This is a genomic window from Psychrobacillus sp. FSL K6-4615 (genome assembly GCF_038008225.1).
GTDB classification, from domain to species: domain Bacteria; phylum Bacillota; class Bacilli; order Bacillales_A; family Planococcaceae; genus Psychrobacillus; species Psychrobacillus psychrotolerans.
Genome location: NZ_JBBOYQ010000001.1, coordinates 2,533,476 through 2,556,058, shown reverse-complemented (window position 1 = coordinate 2,556,058; position 22,583 = coordinate 2,533,476). Strand labels below are relative to the sequence as shown.

21 protein-coding genes and 2 riboswitches are annotated in these 22,583 nt (G+C 36.8%); of the genes, 20 read left to right on the top strand and 1 reads right to left on the bottom strand.

The features are described 5' to 3' along the window. The first annotated feature begins 7 nt into the window (after positions 1–7). The 15 genes from MKX53_RS12800 to MKX53_RS12730 all read left to right on the top strand — a co-directional run bounded on the left by MKX53_RS12800 (position 8) and on the right by MKX53_RS12730 (position 15,022). The gene (locus MKX53_RS12800) at positions 8–1,789 is read left to right on the top strand and encodes an acyl-CoA dehydrogenase family protein (RefSeq protein WP_093537751.1); all 1,782 of its coding nucleotides are present in this window, start codon (positions 8–10) and stop codon (positions 1,787–1,789) included. 739 nt (positions 1,790–2,528) lie between these two features. Beyond that, positions 2,529–2,891: an arsenate reductase family protein gene (locus tag MKX53_RS12795; RefSeq protein ID WP_340911705.1), complete on the top strand. Its 363-nt coding sequence runs from the start codon at positions 2,529–2,531 to the stop codon at positions 2,889–2,891. A 74-nt stretch (positions 2,892–2,965) separates the two neighbouring features. After that, positions 2,966–3,346 (top strand): glycine cleavage system protein GcvH, encoded by a 381-nt coding sequence (gene gcvH, locus MKX53_RS12790; protein WP_093537753.1) that lies wholly within the window; start codon positions 2,966–2,968, stop codon positions 3,344–3,346. Positions 3,347–3,420: 74 nt separating this feature from the next. After that, positions 3,421–3,771, top strand: a complete 351-nt coding sequence (locus tag MKX53_RS12785; protein WP_093537754.1) for a toprim domain-containing protein — start codon at positions 3,421–3,423, stop codon at positions 3,769–3,771. A 12-nt stretch (positions 3,772–3,783) separates the two neighbouring features. Then, positions 3,784–4,104, top strand: a complete 321-nt coding sequence (locus MKX53_RS12780; RefSeq protein WP_340911703.1) for a thioredoxin family protein — start codon at positions 3,784–3,786, stop codon at positions 4,102–4,104. 34 nt (positions 4,105–4,138) lie between these two features. Continuing rightward, positions 4,139–4,243, top strand: a riboswitch (SAM riboswitch). Positions 4,244–4,412: 169 nt separating this feature from the next. Continuing rightward, a complete protein-coding gene (locus MKX53_RS12775) occupies positions 4,413–5,438 on the top strand; it encodes a methionine ABC transporter ATP-binding protein (protein ID WP_340911701.1) in 1,026 nt (341 codons plus the stop codon). Further along, a complete protein-coding gene (locus MKX53_RS12770) occupies positions 5,431–6,099 on the top strand; it encodes a methionine ABC transporter permease (RefSeq protein WP_093537757.1) in 669 nt (222 codons plus the stop codon). Before MKX53_RS12775 ends, MKX53_RS12770 begins: the two co-directional genes overlap by 8 nt. Before the next feature lie 62 nt (positions 6,100–6,161). Beyond that, positions 6,162–6,968, top strand: a complete 807-nt coding sequence (locus MKX53_RS12765; RefSeq protein WP_093537758.1) for a MetQ/NlpA family ABC transporter substrate-binding protein — start codon at positions 6,162–6,164, stop codon at positions 6,966–6,968. A 243-nt stretch (positions 6,969–7,211) separates the two neighbouring features. Next, positions 7,212–8,369: a dicarboxylate/amino acid:cation symporter gene (locus tag MKX53_RS12760; protein WP_340911699.1), complete on the top strand. Its 1,158-nt coding sequence runs from the start codon at positions 7,212–7,214 to the stop codon at positions 8,367–8,369. Between the two features lie 557 nt (positions 8,370–8,926). Next, on the top strand, positions 8,927–9,706 hold the full coding sequence (gene sufC, locus MKX53_RS12755) for a Fe-S cluster assembly ATPase SufC (RefSeq protein ID WP_093537761.1): 780 nt from the start codon (positions 8,927–8,929) through the stop codon (positions 9,704–9,706). Positions 9,707–9,724: 18 nt separating this feature from the next. After that, on the top strand, positions 9,725–11,029 hold the full coding sequence (gene sufD, locus MKX53_RS12750; RefSeq protein WP_340911698.1) for a Fe-S cluster assembly protein SufD: 1,305 nt from the start codon (positions 9,725–9,727) through the stop codon (positions 11,027–11,029). Continuing rightward, positions 11,029–12,261 (top strand): cysteine desulfurase, encoded by a 1,233-nt coding sequence (locus MKX53_RS12745; protein WP_340763065.1) that lies wholly within the window; start codon positions 11,029–11,031, stop codon positions 12,259–12,261. Before sufD ends, MKX53_RS12745 begins: the two co-directional genes overlap by 1 nt. Continuing rightward, complete coding sequence (sufU, locus tag MKX53_RS12740; protein WP_093537764.1) at positions 12,251–12,685, top strand: Fe-S cluster assembly sulfur transfer protein SufU; 435 nt, start codon at positions 12,251–12,253, stop codon at positions 12,683–12,685. Before MKX53_RS12745 ends, sufU begins: the two co-directional genes overlap by 11 nt. Before the next feature lie 21 nt (positions 12,686–12,706). After that, positions 12,707–14,104 (top strand): Fe-S cluster assembly protein SufB, encoded by a 1,398-nt coding sequence (gene sufB, locus MKX53_RS12735; protein WP_093537765.1) that lies wholly within the window; start codon positions 12,707–12,709, stop codon positions 14,102–14,104. A gap of 153 nt (positions 14,105–14,257) precedes the next feature. Beyond that, a complete protein-coding gene (locus tag MKX53_RS12730; RefSeq protein ID WP_340911696.1) occupies positions 14,258–15,022 on the top strand; it encodes a DUF3891 family protein in 765 nt (254 codons plus the stop codon). 47 nt (positions 15,023–15,069) lie between these two features. Here the strand turns inward: MKX53_RS12730 and MKX53_RS12725 are convergent, their stop codons facing one another. Then, a complete protein-coding gene (locus MKX53_RS12725) occupies positions 15,070–16,149 on the bottom strand; it encodes an FAD-dependent monooxygenase (RefSeq protein ID WP_093537767.1) in 1,080 nt (359 codons plus the stop codon). A gap of 198 nt (positions 16,150–16,347) precedes the next feature. Between MKX53_RS12725 and MKX53_RS12720 the strand changes: the two genes are divergently transcribed. From MKX53_RS12720 to MKX53_RS12700, 5 genes are all read left to right on the top strand, one after another. Then, complete coding sequence (locus MKX53_RS12720) at positions 16,348–17,199, top strand: DUF72 domain-containing protein (protein ID WP_340911694.1); 852 nt, start codon at positions 16,348–16,350, stop codon at positions 17,197–17,199. Then, positions 17,200–18,018, top strand: a complete 819-nt coding sequence (locus MKX53_RS12715) for a sulfite exporter TauE/SafE family protein (protein ID WP_340911692.1) — start codon at positions 17,200–17,202, stop codon at positions 18,016–18,018. It abuts the gene before it with no gap. A 33-nt stretch (positions 18,019–18,051) separates the two neighbouring features. Further along, positions 18,052–19,425, top strand: coding sequence for a bifunctional metallophosphatase/5'-nucleotidase (locus MKX53_RS12710; protein ID WP_340911690.1), 1,374 nt, complete (start codon positions 18,052–18,054; stop codon positions 19,423–19,425). A 42-nt stretch (positions 19,426–19,467) separates the two neighbouring features. After that, positions 19,468–20,238: a sporulation protein YunB gene (yunB, locus tag MKX53_RS12705; protein ID WP_093537771.1), complete on the top strand. Its 771-nt coding sequence runs from the start codon at positions 19,468–19,470 to the stop codon at positions 20,236–20,238. 48 nt (positions 20,239–20,286) lie between these two features. Next, positions 20,287–20,469, top strand: a riboswitch (Lysine riboswitch). A gap of 484 nt (positions 20,470–20,953) precedes the next feature. Continuing rightward, a complete protein-coding gene (locus MKX53_RS12700; protein WP_422192771.1) occupies positions 20,954–22,513 on the top strand; it encodes a Na+/H+ antiporter NhaC family protein in 1,560 nt (519 codons plus the stop codon). Positions 22,514–22,583: the final 70 nt, after the last annotated feature.

Sequence of the window (22,583 nt, the reverse complement as noted above, 5' to 3'; positions counted from 1 at the left end):
AATATATATGAACGAATTAAAAGAGGCAATCAAAGGTGGAGCGTTTTTAGTAGAAGATTTGGACGCTAGTCGTATATTTACACCAGAGGATTTTAACGACGAGCAAAAGATGATTGCGAAAACGACAGAGGAGTATGTTAAAAACTCAGTACTTCCAGTGGTAGAAAACTTGGAGCATCATGAATTTGAACACTCTGTTCGTTTATTAAAAGAAGCGGGTGACCTAGGTCTACTTGCAGCTGATATTCCAGAAGAATATGGTGGAATTGGCTTAGACAAAATTTCTTCTGCACTAATTTCAGAAAAAATGTCTGTAGCCGGTGGGTATTCCATTACTCACGGAGCACATGTTGGAATTGGTACACTGCCAATCGTTCTATTTGGTAATGAAGAACAAAAACAAAAATACCTTCCGTCATCTGCATCAGGTGAGAAGATATTTGCTTATGCACTTACAGAACCAGGTTCAGGATCTGATGCACTAGGCGCAAAAACTACGGCTAAGTTAAATGCTGAAGGTACACATTATGTATTAAATGGGGAGAAACAATGGATTACTAATGCTGGATTTGCAGATGTATTCGTTGTTTACGCTAAAGTGGATGGAGACAAATTCTCTGCATTTATCGTAGAAAAAACATTCCCAGGCGTGTCTGTAGGAGCAGAAGAGAAGAAAATGGGTATCAAATCATCTTCAACTCGTACATTAATCTTACAAGATGCTCAAGTTCCTGTTGATAATCTTTTAGGTGAAATCGGACGCGGTCACGTTATCGCTTTCAACATATTAAATATTGGTCGTTATAAATTAGGGGTAGGTACAATCGGTGGATCTAAACGTGCGTTAGAATTAGCAATCGCTTATACAAACCAACGTCAACAATTTAAAACACCAATCTCTTCCTTTAATTTAACGAAGAACAAACTAGCTACAATGGCTTCAAAATTATATGCGACAGAAAGCTTAATCTACCGTACTGTAGGATACTTTGAAGAGCGTATGAGTCAGTTAAGCCCAGAAGAGCAAAAAGACGGAAAAGCAATCGCTGCTTCTATCGCTGAATATGCAATTGAATGTTCTATTAACAAAGTAGTAGGATCTGAGGTTCTAGATTACATTGTTGACGAAGCTGTTCAATTACATGGTGGATATGGCTTCATGCAAGAGTATGAAGTAGAGCGCCTTTACCGTGACTCTCGTATTAACCGCATCTTCGAAGGAACAAACGAAATCAACCGCTTAATCGTTCCAGGAACATTCCTGAAAAAAGCAATGAAGGGTGAATTGCCACTTCTTCAAAAAGCTGCGGGCTTACAAGAAGAGCTATTAATGATGATGCCTGAAGAGGTTGGAACAGAAGCACTTGCACAAGAAAAAGTATTAGTAGCTAATGCAAAGAAAATTGGTATTTTAGTAGCTGGGCTTGCTGCTCAACGTTTTGGTACAAAACTAGAGGCAGAGCAAGAAGTACTAGTGAACATTGCGAATATCGCTAATAACCTATTTGCTATGGAATCCGCAGTCCTTCGTACAGAAAAAGCTATCGGTCGTGATGGAGAAGAAAAAGCAGCACAAAAACTTCTTTATACACAAATCTTTACACAAGAAGCGTTTATCGAAATCGAACAAGCGGCAAAAGAAACTCTTATTGCAGCTGTAGATGGAGATAACCAACGTATGATGATTTCTGCTTTACGCAAATTGACTCGCTACACTCCATACAACGTAATTGAGAAAAAACGTGAAGCATCGGTTAAACTGATCGAAGCAGAAAAATACGTTCTTTAATCAATTCATGAAAAAGCCGATTCCTTATGAATCGGCTTTTTTGAAGATTAAGAGTATATAAAATTGTACCGGAACACTGTGTTTTAAGGGTGAAAGAATGAATAATTACTAATACTGATTTGCGTTTCAGGTGGACGCGTTTCGCGGGGTGAGCGATGAGCTAGCGCGTCGCTGTGATATCTCATCTGTCTCACTTATCCCGCAGAAGTCGCCACCTTTCACTTCAATCAATTAAGTTAGTAGTACTCAACTTTAAAATATTGCATAGCTTCTCGCTTAGATATTAAGAGTAGTAAAAGTTAATATAGGGATAAAACCGTCTCCTTAGTTAGGAACATTATTTTAATAAGGAAGTAGAAAGTGGATTTTCTTTGATACGATTCCCTTTCAGCCTTACTTATTTTAAGAAGAAATTATTATATTTAGGTAGTTTTATAATCAATTATCCGAACATTTAAAGCAATCTAGTTGTTTGGAGCGCAGAGCGGTGACACCAGTGGGAACAGTACGAGCTGAAGACCCTGGACTGCATCGCGAGGGAAGCGGCTGAAGCCGGGCCCACGGAAAGCGTCCGCTTGAAGCGGAATTTAATGGCACTTCTATATTCTTATTTTTAAAGGACCGGGCGCATTTTGCTCGGCTTTTCTTGATTGGAGGTTCAATCATATATTAATTTATTCAAAATAATTGCCTATCCTTTCGGCTTTTATGTATGATTAAAAGAAAAAGGTGGTACAACATGACTATTCAATATTATGGCTATCCAAAATGTACAACGTGCAGAAAAGCAAGTAAATGGTTAAAAGATAATGGATTAGATTACATAGACAATCATATTGCTGAAAATCCCCCAACGAGAGAAACTCTTCAAAAAATGTTTGAGGTAAGTGGACTAGAACTAAAAAAATTCTTTAACACTTCCGGTATGAAATATCGCGAGCTTGGACTAAAAGACAAGCTTCCAACAATGTCAGAAGACGAACAATTATCCTTACTTGCTTCGGATGGAATGCTTATTAAACGACCAATTGTTTTTGACGGGAATAAATTAACGCTAGGCTTCAAGGAGCAACAGTTTGAGGATGTATGGAAGACTTCTTAAAGTCACTTGTTTTTACTATTAAAATATGTGAATATAGTAGATGAATGTATTATTAATGGAGAGGGGTATAATATATGAACGCACCTAAAGATTTAAAATACTCAGCAGAGCATGAATGGGTAAAAACTGAAGGCGGCAATGTCCGTATCGGTATTACTGAATTTGCACAATCTGAACTTGGAGATATCGTTTTTGTTGAACTTCCACAAGTTGGAGATGAGATCAAAGCAGGAGATCCGTTTGGAAGTGTTGAATCGGTTAAAACTGTTTCTGAACTGTATGCACCAATTAGCGGTAAAGTAGTAGAGGTAAATACAGAACTAGAAGATAGCCCTGAGTATGTTAACGAATCCCCTTATGAAAATGCATGGATGATTGTTATTGAACCATCTGATGCAGCTGAAGTGGATGGTTTACTTTCTCCAGAAAAATACGAAGAATTAATTTCAGAATAATTTCGAAAACGCCGCTTAATATCGGCGTTTTTTTCATATAATATTGGAAAGGGCATAGTTGGGAGAGAGGCTGAATGGCTATTGTCTTTAGTGAAAAGATAATTCTTGTTGAGGGTAGATCTGATAAACTAAAGCTTTTAAAACTGCTGGATGAATCAACAGAAATTATTTGCACCAATGGAACGATATCGAATGTCAGGCTAGAAGAAATTTTAAGTCCTTATGAAGGCATTCCTATTTATGCGTTTCTGGATGCAGATAAGTCTGGTGAGCAAATTCGCTCTGTCGTGAGAAAAGAATACCCTGAAGCGATTCATCTATATACCAATCCGATGTTCTGCGAAGTAGCGACCACACCATTCAAAGTTTTGGCTTCTATATTAAAAAGTGTTAATATAAAAGTGAAAAGACAATATTTACTTTAGGATGATGTTAATATGAATGAATGGACCTTAGAACAATGGAACAGCCATAAGAACAGTGGGCAGCTTACCATATTTTATATTTATACACCTATGTGTGGAACCTGCCAAGTTGCTAGTAAAATGATGCAAGTTATAAAAGAGATAAAGCCTTTTTTAATTGGTCAAGCAAATATTAACTATCTTGGAGATTTTGCTATGGATCATCAAATTGAAAGTGTGCCATGTCTGCTAATCGCTAAAGGAGGAACGGTATATAAAAAAATATATGCCTTTCAGTCAGTTCCGTTTATCTTGGATGCGATAAAAAGTATTGACGACCAAGTTGTCGTATGATAACATTTGATATACCGACAAATTAATAGTTTTACTCTTATTAAGAGAGGTGGAGGGAAGTGCCCTTTGAAGCCCGGCAACCGTCATGTAAATGAAATGGTGCCAAGTCACGCAAAGCAAATGCTTTGGGAAATGAGAGAATGGATAAATGTTATTAAATTGGATAACTTTAAACCCTTCTGCTCTTTTGCAGGAGGGTTTTTTTAGTTGAAAATGGGAAGAATAAGGTTTTAATACAAAGTAAATTTCAACAACCTGTTAATAATAGATAGGTATAGAATAGTTTAAAGAAAGGGGGCAAGGTTCCCATGATTAGTTTAAAAAATATTTCCAAAAAATTTAGTACGAAACAAGGTACGATTGTTGCAGTGGAAGAGGTGAATCTTGACATAAAAAAGGGTGAGATCTTTGGCATTATTGGTTATAGTGGTGCTGGCAAAAGTACACTCATTCGCTTATTAAATGGATTAGAAAAACCAACTTCAGGTGAAATCATCGTAAATAATGAAGACATCACAAAGATAAATGAAGTGAAGCTTCGCCAAGTAAGACAAAAGGTAAGTATGATTTTTCAACATTTTAATTTGTTATGGTCAAGAACGGTTGAAGAGAATATTGCTTTCCCATTGGAGATCGCCGGTATACCACCAGCTCAACGTTCTCAAAGAGTAAAGGAACTTATTGATTTGGTTGGTCTGGAAGGGCGAGCGCATTATTATCCTTCACAACTATCAGGTGGACAAAAGCAACGTGTTGGGATTGCACGCGCATTAGCCAACCGTCCAGAAGTACTTCTTTGTGATGAAGCAACTTCTGCATTAGACCCCGAAACTACAGATTCTATTTTAGATTTATTAGTTAGTATCAATGCAAAACTAGGTCTGACAATTGTATTAATAACCCATGAGATGCAAGTTATTCAGAAGATATGTGGTCGCGTTGCAGTTATGGAAAAAGGTCATGTAGTAGAAGAAGGAAATGTGCTAGATGTATTTCAAAATCCGCAACAAACGATTACGAAACGTTTTGTTTCGCAGGTCAGTGATTCCAATAAGGCGTTGCAAACAATACAGCAATTAAAAGAACTTTATCCAAATGGCAAGCTGATTAAGCTCGTATTTGTTGGAGAGCAGACTGTACAACCAATACTGTCTAGACTTATCAAACAGTTTGATTTGGAAGTAAATATTGTACAAGGAAATATTTCGCATACACAAACTGGTGCATTTGGTACGCTAATCCTTCAGTTAGAAGGAGAAGCATTACTAATAGATGATGCAATTCGATATATACACGAACAAAAAGTAAATACAGAGGTGATCAACAATGATTAATAATTTGTTTCCTAATGTTGATTGGCCAAAAATGTGGGAAGCCACAGTTGAAACATTATATATGACTGCAGTATCAACAATTTTAACAGCTATTATTGGACTAGTTCTCGGTCTTCTACTTTTCTTAACTAGCCCTCATCAAGCGTGGGCAAACAAATTAGCAAACTGGTTAACAGGAGCTTTCGTCAATATATTCCGCTCCATTCCATTTATTATTTTGATCATTTTGCTAATACCTTTAACGAAGTTTTTGGTCGGAACAATGCGTGGTCCAAATGCGGCCTTCCCGGCTTTAGTAATCGGAGCTGCTCCATTCTACGCCCGTATGGTGTTAATAGCGCTTCGAGAAATTGATAAAGGTGTGCTAGAAGCTGCAAAATCGATGGGTGCTAAAACTTCTACTATTATATGGAAAGTATTAATGCCAGAATCTATGCCTGCTTTAGTATCAGGCATAACGGTTACAGCGATTTCACTAGTTGGATATACAGCGATGGCTGGTATTATCGGAGCTGGTGGACTAGGAACATTAGCCTTTTTAGATGGTTTCCAAAGAGGTAGGACAGACGTAACGCTTGTTGCCACGGTATTAATATTAATTATGGTATTTATCATCCAGTGGATTGGTGATGTAATTACTACGAAGATAGACAAACGATAATAGGTGTTAACGAGAGTACTCGATCACATAGAAATAATAGGATAAAAAGGGAGAGATATTGAATGAAGAAATTTTTAGCTGGAGCATTACTATCAGTAAGTGCATTAACCCTTGCAGCATGTGGAGATGAAAAAAGTAGTCAACTAGTAGTAGGTGCATCTAACGTACCTCATGCAGTTATATTAGAAGAAGTTAAACCAATTCTAGAAGAACAAGGAATTGAACTTGTTGTAGAATCATATCAAGATTATGTATTACCAAACAAAGATTTAGATTCAGGAGACTTGGACGCAAACTTTTTCCAACACATTCCTTACTTTGAATCACAAAAAGCTGATTTTGGATATGACTTCGCCAACGCAGGCGGTATTCACATCGAGCCAATCGGTTTATACTCTAAAAAATACGGTTCTATTGAAGAGCTTCCAGAGGGTGCAACTATTTTAATGAGTAACTCTGTTGCGGATCATGGACGTATCCTTGCAATGTTAGAAGCGAAAGGCCTTATTAAATTAGCAGACGGCATTGATAAAACAAAAGCGGAAGTAAAAGATATTGTGGAAAATGAGAAAAACCTTGAATTTGATGCTAACTATGAATCTGCTTTAATGGTTCAGTTATATGAAAATGAAGAAGGCGACGCAGTACTGATCAACTCTAACTATGCAATTGACGCTGACCTTAATCCATTAGAAGACTCAATCGCTATTGAAGAATCAGATGAATCTCCATACGTAAATATCATCGCAGTAAACTCTGGTGATGAAGACAATAAAGAGATTAAAGCTTTAGTAGAAGCATTAAAATCTAAAGAAATCCAAGACTTCATCCTAAGCGAATGGGGCGGATCAGTAGTACCGGTAAAATAATAATATTGTAGAGAAAACAGGCATCCTGGGGTGTCTGTTTTTTTGTGGTTGGTTTTTGGTTAGGATATGCCATAACAATGTCCAAATAGCCCATAACTAATATATATAGCCCATTAAACAAACCAACTCCATGATTAATAGAATATTACGTATATTACTCATCCTATTCACTTTAATAAATGAGTGTGCTAAAGTGTATGAAAGTTATAAATAACACATTTGTACATTTGAGGAGGACACTTCATGAAAAGGTTTGGGTTATTGCCACGAATAGTGGTAGCGATAGTAACTGGTGTTTTATTGGGATTAGTTGTCCCTAAAATAGTAGTGGAGATTATGGCTACTTTTAATAGTATTTTTAGTTCATTTTTAGGGTTTATTGTTCCTTTCATCATTATTGGTTTTATCGTTCCGGGGATAGCTAAACTCGGAAAAGGTTCTGGTAGATTACTAGGGATTTCTACGGGTATTGCTTATTTATCTACTTTAGTAGCAGGTTTTATTGCATTCTTTATCGCTTCCAATTTATTGCCGAAGCTTATAGGTGGGAAAGAGAGCGTGAAGTTAGAAAATCCAGAGGAGTTTTTAATTGGTGGGTTGTTTGACATGCCCATCCCTCCAATGATGGATATTATGACTGCATTGGTTTTCTCCTTTATTATGGGAATTGGAATTTCTAAATTAAAAGGAAATACGTTACAAAATGCATTTGAAGAGTTTAGTGAGATTATTGAAAAGGTAATTTCGTTTGTTATTATTCCGTTGTTACCGATACATATATTTGGGATATTTATGAATATGGCGTACGGTGGTCAAGTGGCAAAAGTATTATCTGTTTTCGGAGTTGTGTTTGTCATGATTATCGCACTGCATATTGTAATGCTTCTATTACAATATACTGCTGCCGGTACTGTAACTGGAAAAAATCCTTTGAAGCTGTTAAAAACAATGTCACCAGCCTACTTTACAGCTTTAGGTACACAGTCTTCAGCGGCAACTATTCCGGTGACGTTAAAACAGGCGCAGAAAACGGGTGCTTCCGATAAAGTAACAAACTTTACGATTCCTCTTTTTGCAACTATTCACTTATCAGGGAGTACGATTACGCTTGTCTCATGTTCTATTGGAGTATTGCTTATAAATGGGCAAGATATTCTGTTATCTATGTTTATACCATTTATATTCATGCTCGGTGTAACAATGATCGCAGCTCCTGGAGTTCCAGGTGGAGCCGTTATGGCAGCATTAGGTTTACTGGAAACAATGCTAGGCTTCAACGGGGCTATGATAGGTTTAATGATTGCTCTTTATATTGCACAGGATAGCTTTGGAACAGCGACAAATGTAACTGGTGACGGAGCACTTGCGATTATCGTAGATAAGTTTTCTAAGACAAATTAAGTTTTTTTATAAATAAATGTTTAAGTCCGAATTAGTTGGGTATATAAATCATGAACTCAAAAATAGAGAGGATGATTCATTATCAGTTCGGAAGATTTACCTTATACAGAACAGATGGACCACGCATTTAGAGGAGTACATGGTTTTGGATACGATGAATTGAGACAAAGTCAGGAATTACGATTGCAGGTCGAAAACAAGCGACAGCAGGATCATGAAAAATGTATGCAATTAGCGGCTAAACTTGATGCCCAAGCATTTAGGGGATAATATACAAGAATCCATGGAGAATTTCTCCATGGATTCTTTTTTGTTTACACTAGCTTCATAGTGAAATCCATTCTCAATTAGAAAGTTCTTAATGAAAATAAAGGAAGATTACTATTTACCTAATAGTTTAGTGAAAAGTCAATAGAAAACAGTAAATCTGTATATTCTACAATATTAAATAGAATATGCTTCAAAAGATTTGCAAGGTACCTTCGTTTGGGTTAAGATTAGAATGATAATAAATTAGAATGATTATACATTCGTATTTACTTAATGGAGGTTATTAAATGTCGACTTTAGCTATTAAAGATTTACACGTTGCAATAGACGGTAAAGAAATTTTAAAAGGTGTTAATTTAACAATTAATACAAACGAAATTCACGCAGTAATGGGGCCAAATGGTACAGGTAAATCTACTTTAGCTTCTGCTATTATGGGTCATCCAAAATATGAAGTTACATCTGGTTCAATTGAATTGGACGGCGAAGATGTATTAGCAATGGAAGTAGACGAACGTGCGCAAGCAGGTCTATTCCTAGCAATGCAATATCCAAGTGAAATTACTGGAGTAACAAATGCAGATTTCTTACGTTCAGCAATCAATTCACGCCGCGAAGAAGGCGATGAAATCTCACTAATGAAATTCATCCGTGAGCTTGATAGCAAAATGGAATTTTTAGAAATGGATTTAGATATGGCACAACGTTATTTAAATGAAGGATTCTCAGGCGGAGAGAAAAAACGTAACGAAATTCTTCAATTAATGATGTTACAACCAAAATTCGCTATTTTAGATGAAATTGACTCTGGTCTTGATATCGATGCTTTAAAAGTTGTTTCTAAAGGGATCAACCAAATGCGTGGAGAAGGATTCGGAAGCTTAGTAATCACTCACTATCAACGTCTTCTTAACTACATCACACCTGATCATGTTCATGTAATGATGCAAGGTCGCGTAGTTAAATCTGGTGGACCTGAGCTTGCTCAAAGATTAGAAGCAGAAGGCTATGAATGGATTAAAGAAGAATTAGGAATTGAAGACGAAACAGTTGGACAAGAAGCATAAGAAAGGAGTCGAATAAGCATGACGGTTGAAACAAAATTGGCATTAACCGAGCAAGATATCCGCTCCTTTTCAGAAGGTAAGCAAGAACCAAGCTGGATGACAGAACTTCGTCTAAAAGCATTTGGTCAACTTGAAACTCTTCCGATGCCAACACCAGATAAAACAAAAATTACTAATTGGAATTTCACTGAATTTCCAGTTCATACTGTAGAGAGCAGCAAATTTACATCTTTAGTAGAATTACCTGAAGAAGTGAAGGCTGTCGTAAATGCAGAGCAACAAAACATTTACATTCAACATAATAATACACCTGCTTTTCTTTCATTATCAGAAGAGCTAAAAGCAAAAGGTGTTATTTTAACAGATATATACACTGCAATTCGTGAGCATTCAGCACTTGTTCAACAATACTTCATGACCGATGGTGTCAAAGTAACAGAACATAAACTAACTGCACTTCATGCTGCATTATTAAACGGTGGTGTATTCTTATACGTACCTAAAAATGTAGTAATCGAAGAACCAATTCAAGTTATTTACTTACATGATGATAAAACAGCTTCTCTTTTCAATCACACTTTACTAGTAGCTGATGAAAATAGTTCTGTAACATATGTAGAGAACTACTTATCTACTGTGGATCATGCAGAAGGATTAGCTAATATCGTGACGGAAGTCATTGCCAAAGACAATTCAAGAGTTACATTTGGAACAGTTGATGTTCTAGCAGAAGGATTTACAACATACGTTAATCGTCGTGGTGTAACAAGTCGAGATGCAGTTCTTGAGTGGGCACTTGGTATGATGAATGATGGTGATACTATTTCTGAAAATACAACACATTTAGTTGGAGATAATTCAGAAGGTCATGTGAAAATGGTTGTTGTAGGTCGCGGGAAACAAAAGCAAAACTTTACAACAAAAGTAATCCACTGGGGCAAACATACGGAAGGTCAAATTCTTAAGCACGGCGTTATGAAAGACGAAGCTTCATCTATATTCAATGGTATTGGTAAAATTGAGTATGGTGCTACTAAATCTAACGCAGAGCAAGAATCTCGTGTATTAATGCTTAGCGAAAAAGCACGTGGAGATGCAAATCCTATTCTTTTAATCGATGAAGATGATGTAACAGCAGGTCACGCAGCATCAGTTGGCCGAGTAGATCCACTTCAGTTGTACTATTTAATGAGCCGTGGTATTTCTCAACATGAAGCAGAGCGTCTAGTAATTCATGGATTCCTTGCTCCTGTCGTAAACGAATTACCGATAGAAGGCGTGAAGAAACAACTGACGGAGGTTATTGAAAGGAAAGTTCGCTAATGCTCAATACTAAAGAGATTCGAAGCTATTTTCCGATTTTAAACCAAGAGATTAACGGTCATCCATTAGTCTATTTAGACAATGGGGCTACTTCTCAAAAACCAATTCAAGTAATAGAAGCGATCAAAAAGTATTATGAATTTGAAAACGCAAATGTGCATCGTGGTGTTCATACGCTGGGTAACCGAGCGACGGATAGTTACGAAGGAGCACGTGAAAAGGTTCGAAAATTTATTAATGCTAAGTCTACTAAAGAAGTTATTTTTACTCGTGGTACAACAACCGCTATCAATATGGTGGCACAGAGCTACGGCCAAGCTAACCTAAAAGAGGGCGATGAAATTGTTATTACGCATATGGAGCACCATTCCAATATTATTCCTTGGCAGCAACTAGCTAAGAGAACAGGTGCCGTATTAAAATATATCGATTTAGAAGCTGATGGTACACTTTCTTTAGAGAAGGTTAGAGAAACTATTACTAACCGAACTAAAATTGTGTCAATCGTTTATGTATCGAACGTCTTAGGAACCATGAATCCGATTAAAGAAATTACGCAAATTGCACATGAACATGGAGCTGTAATGGTAGTTGATGGTGCTCAAGCTGCACCACATCTAAAATTAGATGTTCAAGCACTTGATTGTGACTTCCTTGCATTCTCTGGACACAAAATGTGTGGGCCTACTGGAATAGGGGTACTATACGGAAAAGAAGCTTTATTGGATAAAATGGAACCAGTCGAATTTGGTGGGGAAATGATCGACTTCGTAGGTTTGTATGATTCTACGTGGAAAGAACTTCCTTGGAAATTCGAAGGGGGAACACCAATAATTGCTGGTGCCATTGGTCTTGGAGCTGCAATTGATTTCTTAGAGGAAATTGGCTTAGATGAAATTGAAAAGCATGAACATGAGTTAGCTGCTTACGCCATGGAAAGAATGTCTACAATTGAAGGGTTAACCATTTATGGACCTGTCGATCCTGCGAAACGTGCAGGAATTGTTACATTCAATTTAGATGATGTGCATCCACATGATGTTGCAACAGTTTTAGATATGAGTGGAATTGCAGTTCGTGCGGGACATCACTGTGCACAACCATTGATGAAATGGTTGCAATGTGTGGCAACTGCTCGTGCTAGTTTCTATATATACAATTCAGAAGAGGATTTAGATCGTCTAGTTACTGGATTGCTTTCAGCAAAGGAGTATTTTAACGATGTCTTCTAATTTAGATCAACTTTATCGCCGTGTCATTATGGATCATTATAAAAATCCTCGTAACAAAGGTAGTATCGAGGATGGGGCTTTGACAATTGATATGAATAACCCTACTTGTGGAGATCGCATCCATTTAACACTTCAAGTGGAAGATGGTAAAATTCAAAATGCGAAATTTGATGGAGAAGGATGCTCAATTTCTATGGCATCTGCTTCTATGATGACACAAGCAGTTAAAGGAAAGTCTGTAGAGGAAGCTTTACAACTTTCTAGTACTTTTTCTGAAATGATGCTTGGGAAAGATTATGATGACTCTTTAGATCTTGAAGATATAGAATCATTAAGTGGTGTTTCTCAGTTTCCAGCACGTATCAAGTGTGCAACTTTAGCTTGGAAGGCAATGGAAAAAGGCGTTTCAGAAGAAAAAGAATAACAGACGAACGGAGGAAATACGATGGCTAAAAAAATGCCTGAAATTGGTGATTACAAATATGGTTTCCACGATAAAGACGTATCCATTTTCCGTTCTAAACGTGGATTAACGAAAGAAATCGTAGAAGAAATATCACGTATGAAATCAGAACCACAATGGATGTTAGATTATCGCTTAAAAGCGTTAGAAATTTTTTACTCAAAACCAATGCCTCAATGGGGTGGAGATTTAGGGTCATTAAACTTCGATGAAATTACGTATTACGTGAAGCCTTCTGAACAAACAGAAACTTCATGGGATGAAGTACCAGAAGAAATCAAAGCTACTTTTGATAAATTAGGTATTCCAGAAGCAGAACAAAAATACCTTGCAGGTGTTTCTGCACAATACGAATCAGAAGTTGTATATCATAACATGAAGCAAGAGCTTCAAGACTTGGGTATAATATTTAAGGATACTGATTCTGCACTTCGTGAAAATGAAGATATTTTCAAAAAGCATTGGGGTACAGTAATTCCTTCTTCCGATAATAAGTTCTCTGCACTTAACTCTGCAGTATGGTCGGGTGGATCGTTTATCTATGTACCACCAGGCATTAAAGTGGAAACACCATTACAAGCATACTTCCGTATTAACTCTGAAAACATGGGTCAATTCGAACGTACGCTAATTATTGTAGACGAAGGTGCTTCTGTACATTATGTAGAAGGATGTACAGCTCCTGTTTACACAACAAATTCACTTCATAGTGCAGTTGTTGAGATCATTATTAAAAAAGATGCTTATTGCCGTTATACAACAATCCAAAACTGGGCAAACAACGTTTATAACTTAGTTACAAAACGTGCAGTTTGTGATGCAAATGCAACGATGGAATGGATTGACGGAAATATTGGATCTAAATTAACGATGAAATATCCAGCCGTTATCTTAAAAGGTGAAGGCGCTCGTGGTATGACTCTTTCTATCGCAATTGCTGGTAAAGGTCAACACCAAGATGCTGGTGCGAAAATGATGCATTTAGCTCCAAATACTTCTTCTACTATTGTTTCGAAATCAATTTCTAAACAAGGTGGTAAAGTAACATACCGTGGTATCGTTCATTTTGGCCGTAAAGCTACTGGTGCACGTGCGAATATCGAATGTGATACATTAATCATGGATAATCAGTCTACTTCTGATACAATTCCTTACAACGAAATCTTGAATGATAATATTTCTTTAGAGCATGAAGCAAAAGTTTCAAAAGTATCTGAAGAACAATTATTCTACTTGATGAGTCGTGGACTTAGTGAAGAAGAAGCTACTGAAATGATCGTAATGGGCTTCATCGAACCATTTACAAAAGAACTTCCAATGGAATATGCTGTAGAAATGAACCGTCTTATCAAGTTCGAGATGGAAGGCTCTATCGGTTAATCCATTTATATAAATGCAGCAGGGTGTACTTCACCTTGCTGCATTTTTTTATACTCTAAATAGGCAAATTGCTAAAAACTGTTAGGTTTGGTTATAACTATTAAGTGGTACTCAGAAAGTAGTAGAAGTATTTTGTAAAGAGAGGTATCGACAATGATTGTATTTGAAAGAGAAAAAAGCTATGTCATGGTTACTCAAGATGATCATGCCCAAGTTTCCAAGCAAATAGCAGAACATTGTAAAGATGATTTTTATTACGATTCTAAAGATGTGCAGGAAGTCGTTCTCGCCATTCAAGAGCATGACCGTGGTTGGATAGATCCGGATAAGTCCCCAGTATGGAATGATCAATTAGAACAGCCATTCTCGTTTATAGATTATCCTACAGATCTGAAGATTTCTTTTTATGAAAAAGGATTAGATGAAGTGGAGGAAATGAGTAAGTATGCTTGTTTATTGTGTAGTTTACATTACTCCTCTTTTGTCCAAGATGCTGATGAAACTGCAGTTCAAAAATTTTGGGATATAGAAAAGCAAAGACAGGATCGACTTTATGATGAATTAGGAATTGTCGGCAATGAGAAAAAGAAAGAAACGTTAATGTATCATTTAGATCTGCTGAAGTTTTCAGATTTTCTATCTTTGTTTATTTGTTTACACGAGCCAGGAAACAATGATAAATTGCATCCATTTTTTAAAAATGGATTTCCACAATTATTCCTATTCGTCACGCAGGAGCCAATTATAGCTAGCTGGGAAAGCGATGAAGTCGTTACTTTATCCTTCTCCCCCTTGAAGAGCGAACTAAATGTAAAGCTTACGTATAAAGAAGTATGGAAAGAACAGATTGAGAAAGATGGACTATTGCAGGCATTTAAGGATACTCCAGTTGCGCATAGAAAAGTTACGTTTAAATAATAGTATGCAAAAACCAGTCAAAGTAATTTGACTGGTTCTGTCTCTTTTTAAACCATCACAACAAACTGAGAAGCAAAAGATTGTTCTTTCTCTATTTGGATAGCTTGAATTTTAGCAACTTCTTTTTTCCTTACTGAAGCACAATCAGCAGTATTAAGAGAGGTAATTGTATTTTTGTCGATTAAAGAAGAGAAGTAATCCGCATCTTTTAGAGCACTGTTTAACCCAAATGCTCCAGTAGGAGTCATCGTGTGAACTGCATCTCCGATTAAAGCTAACCCTTTTTTCCCCCAAGTCTCACTAGAGCTACTATACACATCTAATAGAACAAAATCCTTCCAAGATTGAATATTTTCTCGAACGGTTTGTTCAAGTTCTGGAAAAGCCATTATGAGTTGCTCGATAAATGGAGTAAAAGGCTGTTTTCTAAGTGTTGCAAAAGAACCCTCTTCAATATTCCAACCAATTTGTATATAACCCTTTGCCTGTGTAAATAGGGAAATTTGCTTCCCTCCAATTAAAGTCATCCGAATAGACGGTTCCCAATTTACAGGTGCTGGTATTCTAGCCCAGAGTAAATCATATCCGTGTTTTCGAATAGTTACATCCAGATCAGCTTTCTTACGTACGGTCGAATAACGACCATCTGCACCAATAACCAATTCACTTTCAATAATAATTTCTTCTCCATTTTCGGATGCTTTTACTCCAGTGTAGGAGCCATGTTCATCTTGTAAAAGTTCATCAACTTTTGTGTTCAGCATTAAATGGAAGTTTGTATACTTCTTTGCAGCGTCTATCAATACTTGTAGTAAATGTGCTTGGGGAACATGAATACCAAGATGTCCGATCTCAGGATGAGGTAAAATAGTTTTAAATACTTCCCCATGCTGCCAATATTCAAGTTTTTTCATTCGTAAAAGCCCGAGCTTTTCTATTTCGTCAAATAAGTTATATTTTTTTAGAATCGCTTCGCCTTCTTCATTTAAATGTTCTCCACGAAACGTTTTTCCGATTTGATTTGTTCGCTCTATTAATACAACAGATATATTTTTCTTTGCCAATAAATACGCTAGAAGGGCACCACCAGGACCTGCACCGACTATACATACATCTACTTTCATCATGTTATTTCCTCCCTTTGCTTCAAAAAAGCGTAATGGGCTATATGTAACGACGACACTTATATATTTTAGCTAAATAAAAAATTATTATCCATCTTTTCATCCTTTGGGGGTCAATACGCTAATACGTGTAGTGCATACAGCTGAATACACCCAACTGAGTGATTATGCTATTATAGTAATAATAGTGAGGTGTTGTAAATGATTCAAATAGGCCTAACAGGATGGGGGGATCATCCTGACTTGTATGTATCCTCGGCAAGAGAAAGGTTACAAGATTACAGTGCACATTTTCCAGTGGTGGAATTAGATGCAGCATTCTATGCAATTCAACCAATAAAAAATAGCTTAAAGTGGATTAAAGAAACTCCAGATAATTTTCAATTTGTTGTAAAAACTTATCAAGGTATTACGGGTCATTTACGTGGTGATTTTCCTTTTGATTCGATCGAAGAAATGTTTGAATTATATCGACAATCGGTTATGCCATTTAAAAATTCGGGAAAGCTATCAATGATACTTGCACAATTTCCGCCTTGGTTCCAATGCACAAAAGAAAATGTACAATATATACGTAAAGTGAGAGAAGAACTAAAGGACTTTGAAGTGGTTATTGAGTTTCGTCACCAATCTTGGTATTCTTCTGAATATAAAGATTCTACGCTTCATTTTTTAAAAGAGAATGGTCTTCATCATAGTGTTTGTGATGAACCGCAGGCTGGGGATGGTAGTATTCCTTTAGTTCCAATTGCAACTACAAACAAGGTACTCGTAAGGTTACATGGTAGAAATACTTATGGGTGGGTTAATCCGGGCAATAATGTGAAGTGGAGAGAAGTAAGATACCTATACGATTATAATAAAGAAGAGCTTTCTTCTATTAAAGGTATTTGTGAGTATTTAGAGAAGCAGGCAAAAGAGGTTGTTGTGTTGTTTAATAATAACTCTGGAGGTCATGCAGCCAATAATGCCAAAACATTTCAAAGTATGTTAGGAATAGATTTTGAAGGACTTGCTCCAAAACAATTAGATTTTTTTGAAGGAGATTTTTAAATGGAATGGATTATACTAGCAATTAGTGGACTTTTCTCTGGAATTGTAGGAGCATTGGTTGGCCTCGGTGGAGGCGTTATTTTAGTACCGGCTATTTTGTTTTTTGGAGCTTCTCTTAGTTTAATACCAAATATTACTCCGCAAAGTGTTGTTGGTCTTTCTGTGGTTATGATGATATTCACAGGACTTTCTTCTACCCTATCCTATATGAAAACCAAAACGGTCGACTTTAAAAGTGGATTTATTTTTTTCATTGGTAGTATTCCTGGTACTATACTCGGAGCATTTGTAAACAAAGGACTGGACTTACCTTCTTTTAATTTATACTTTGGTATCTTACTTGTTATTTTATCTACTTTATTGTTGGTAAGAGATCGTTTAAGTCCTGTTCGATGGTTTGTGGAAAATGGGAAAAAGAAAACCTTTAATGATGGCGATAAAACATTTGTATATGGATATCCAATTTGGTTCGCATTATTATTAACTTTTGGTGTAGGATTCGCATCGGGTCTATTTGGTATTGGTGGGGGATCTATACTCGTACCAGCGATGATATTACTATTCCTGTTTCCGCCTCATGTGGCTGTCGGTACGTCTATGTTCATGGTATTTCTGTCGTCTTTAGTGAACTCTGTCACACATATTTCATTAGGAAATGTACCGTGGCTGTATACGATTCCGGTTATACCTGCTGCCTATATCGGAGCTAAGATAGGAGCAAAGTTAAATAAAAAGTTGAACTCAGATACACTAGTTTTGGCTTTGCGAATTGTACTTTTATTACTAGGTGTACGATCGATTATAGAAGGACTATTTTAACGTAAAATATGTAATGGATAGGGTGGGCAAAGAATGAGAGAGACGATTTATATATTCCACACAAATGATTTGCATAGTCATCTAGAAAACTGGCCCGCTATTCAGCAATTTCTCTCAGATACTCGGAAGAACCTTGGTGACAAGGCTTCCTATTTAACATTAGATATTGGAGATCATCTAGATCGTTCGAATATATATACAGAGGGTACACTTGGAAAGGGAAATGTGCATCTTCTAAATGATGCCAAGTATGATTATGTAACGATAGGAAATAACGAAGGCATTACCCTAAGTCATGAAGAATTAGAAACGTTGTACATAGAAGCTAATTTTGAAGTGATTGTCTCCAATTTCACGGAGTTAGGAGGAAATATTCCTTCTTGGGTATTACCCCACAAAATACATGTAACACCAACTGGTATACGGATTGGCATTGTTGCGGCAACTGCTGACTATGGTATTTACTATGAAAAATTGGGATGGCAAATTCAAGAGCCGATTACCCGACTGAAAGAGGTATGTAATACACTTCGTCCGCAAGTGGATGTTCTTATTTGTATGTCACATTTAGGGAAATCACTTGATGAAATAATTTCTTTGGAAATACCACAAATTGATGTGATATTGGGTTCACATACACATCACACGTTTGAAAAAGGTAAAGTAATTGGGAACACGTTGCAAGCTGCTACCGGTAAATTCGGGATGAATGTCGGACTTGTAACGTTGGAGTTTGATCATGCAGCAAAAGTAATCCAATCGAAGAAGGCAGTTTTATTTCCTACGGAAGCACTACCAGTTCCACTATATGCAAACGATTTACAGACTGCTTGGGAAAATGAAGGAATAGCGGAGATGTCTAATATTGCTTTTTATAATTCTTTTTTATTGAAGAAGGATTGGTTTAAGGAATCGGATCTATCCCGCTTTTTCGGAAAAGCACTTCTAGCTTTTACAAAAGCGGATTGTGCCATGTTTCCAGCGGGGATATTCTTAAAGGATCTTCAACAGGGGCCGATTACTGCAAGAGATCTACATCAATGTTTGCCTCATCCGATAAATCCTTGTGTTATTACATTAACCGGTGCAGAACTACTAGAAGTTATCCGAACAGGGAAAAATGAAAAATGGCCAACGCTTGAAGTAAAAGGGTTAGGGTTCAGAGGTAAATACCTTGGGGTCATATTATATGAACAGCTAATAGAGTTAGAAAGTGGTATAGTTCTAGTAAATGAATCTCCTATTGAACTAGAAAAAGTATATACATTGGCAACTTTAGATATGTTTACATTTGGTTACTTTTATCCGTCTTTAAAATTTGCTCCCAAACAGTATTTTATGCCAGAAATGATTCGAGATATTGTGAAATGGTATGGACAGCTTGAAAAAAGTGAATATGAGTCATGAAAATCCTCTTTCTTACATAAGTAGTAATTAGGGGGATTGTTTTTGTTCTATAGAAAGAAGAAAAAACGATTGACTTTCTTTACTAATCAGCGAAAATTAGCCATTTTTTTAGTTTGTTTTATGTTGTCAGTTGGAGGCCTCATCTATTATATTAATAAACAATTGACAGCTACCTATTTGGAATATGCAGAAGTACAAACAACAAAAATAGCATCCATGGTAATAAATAAAGCAATTAACTCAAGAATTTCAAATACGCTCGATGTAAATGACATAATCGAAGAGGTGCCATCAGACAGTACTACAATGGTAACTACTCGATTTAATACAGAAATTATAAATCGTATACTATCTGATACAAATCAGTTAGTTCAGTCTCATTTGGAGCAGGCTGAGCAGGGAAACTTTTCTAGCCTACCGTATTTAGATGACATCGAGTACGATAAACAAACGATGGAGGATCAGGGGGGAGTTGTATTCTTCGTTCCGATAGGGCAAGCGACGAATATCCCCATCATAGGTAACTTAGGCCCTAAAATTCCTATACGCTTTCACGTTATCGGAAATGTTCAATCGAATGTAGTTCCTTCTATTACTAAGTTTGGAATAAACAATGCTTATGTGGAGGTTAATATCCACATTACGGTAAATGTACAAATAATAGTTCCTCTGGCAAGTAAGATGAGTACGGTGGAACAGAGTATACCTGTGGCAATGGGAATCGTGCAAGGCCAGGTTCCTTACATTTACACAGGAGGAGACGGGGACGCTGCACCATCAATAGAAGTACCATTGCCATTACCTGAAAAATAAAAATCCTTAAGAATATTGTTTTTACTGCTATACTAGTGGAAATGAATAAGAATAGGTAGAGGCCGCATAACAAAAGAGTAGTTTACAGGAGAATGACAACTGTGATTGTAAACGAAAGGAAGTTATGCCGAAATTAGATGTTGACCGTCAAGTCAAATCTAGTTGGGGTTATTTTGAACAAAAATAACACTGTCATTTATACATATGTATAAATGGAGAGCTACAAAGTATAAAATTTTTGCTTGAAATTTTATCTAAAAGCCAACCTATATTTATATTAGGTTGGCTTTTTTATATTCTAAGGCATAATACACTTGTTCATTTTCGTTAGTGTATCGTCAGCTCATATCTCATCGAGTCTTGGGGTATATAAGGTGTAGATCATGCAGTCGTTGCGATAGGATGTCGCGAATTCAGACTGCCTACATTGAAGTAGGCACATACGCATTTCATATTGTCTAGCTTCAGCGCCTAGCCCCTCGAGTCGTTTCAGTCTGACGGTTAAGGCAAAGTACGCCTTGACCGTCAGGCTTCCAACGCGAGTCGGGGCTGGAGTAGGCGCATACGCATTTCATACTGTCTAGCTTCAGCGCCTAGCCCCTCGAGTCGTTTCAGTCTTACGGTTAAGGCAAAGTACGCCTTTACCGTCAGGCTTCCAACGCTAGTCGGGGCTGGAGTAGGCGCATACGCATTTCATTATTAGGAGGAAATTATGATGGAAAATACGATTTTTTCAATTTTACCGCCATTACTAGCGATTGTAATGGTACTTGTTACGAAAAGAGTTTTACTATCACTAGGAGTCGGGATTGTTTCAGCGGCTTTGTTAGTAGAAAGCTTTTCGCCGATTGATTCATTAATCATTCTTTGGGATTCCTTTATCACGTCATTTTGGGATAATGGATTGAATATGTATAATATTTATATATTATTGTTTATATTGTTGCTTGGGGTGGTTACTGCGATTGTTAGTCTGTCAGGAGGAAGTACTGCATTTGCTGCATGGGCAGTTAAACGTATTAAAACAAATCGCGGTTCTAAACTCCTTACAGCTTTTTTAGGTATTATTATCTTCGTAGACGATTATTTTAATGCACTTGCTGTAGGACAGATTGCTCGTCCAATTACTGACACTCATCGTGTTTCTCGTGCAAAGCTAGCTTATTTTATCGATTCTACTTCTGCACCTGTTTGTGTAGTTTCTCCCGTTTCTAGCTGGGGTGCGTTTCTAATAAGTCAGCTAGGTGTTATCTTTGCTACCCATGCCGTAACAGACTATACTCCACTGCAAGCGTTTATGTTAATGGCACCGATGAATTTCTATGTCATTGCTGCGCTTGCAATGGTATTTTTTACGGCATGGACAGACAATGATTTAGGTGAGATGAAAAAACATGAAACACTTGCAAGAGAAACTGGTGTCCTTTTTGATCCAAATAAATCAAATCCAGGTGATTTACAAGGTAATTTCCCGGAAAATAATTTTGGTAAAGTAAAGGATCTAATCCTTCCGATTGTATCATTAATAGTAGTAACTCTTTTTGCAATGTTTTGGACAGGCTATCAGGCTTCAGGAAAAGTAATGGACATATTTGTTATTTTTGAAAATACAGATGTTCCGCTCTCTCTATTTATAGGTGGGATGATATCGAGTATTTTAGCTGTACTATTGTATACGCGTCAATTCAAGAAAAACAAAGATGCTAATTTGGGCTTACTGGGGAAAGGAATTATTTCTGGTATAAATTCAATGTTACCTGCTATTTGCATTTTAATATTTGCTTGGTCCCTGTCATTTTTAATAACAGCTTTAGGAACTGGTGAGTATTTAGCTCATCTCGTTACAGATAATAATATTCCAGCAGGGGTTATTCCAGTCTTACTGTTTGTTTTAACAGCTTTTATGGCTTTCGCAACTGGATCTTCATGGGGATCATTTGGGATACTATTACCAATTGGTGCAAGTATCATCATGGTAGTAGAGCCAGAGTTATTACTCCCTGTTTTAGCGGCCGTTTTAGCGGGAGCTGTTTTTGGAGACCATTGTTCACCTATTTCAGACACTACAATTATGTCAGCGACTGGTGCAGGAGTTAATGTAATCGATCACGTAATGACTCAGTTACCATATGCCATTATTAGTGCAGTCATTGCTGCAATTGGTTATTTAGTATTAGGTCTTACAGGTTCTGTTATGTTTGGCTTTATAACAGTAGTGGTCATCCTTATCCTATTTTTCACGATCTGGAATTTTAAGAGTAAGAGGGTAGCTTAGTTGTTTTAAAATTGGTTGTCTTTGGTATTTGTATGGTTGTTTGCAATTAAATAATATGTTACATTGACAA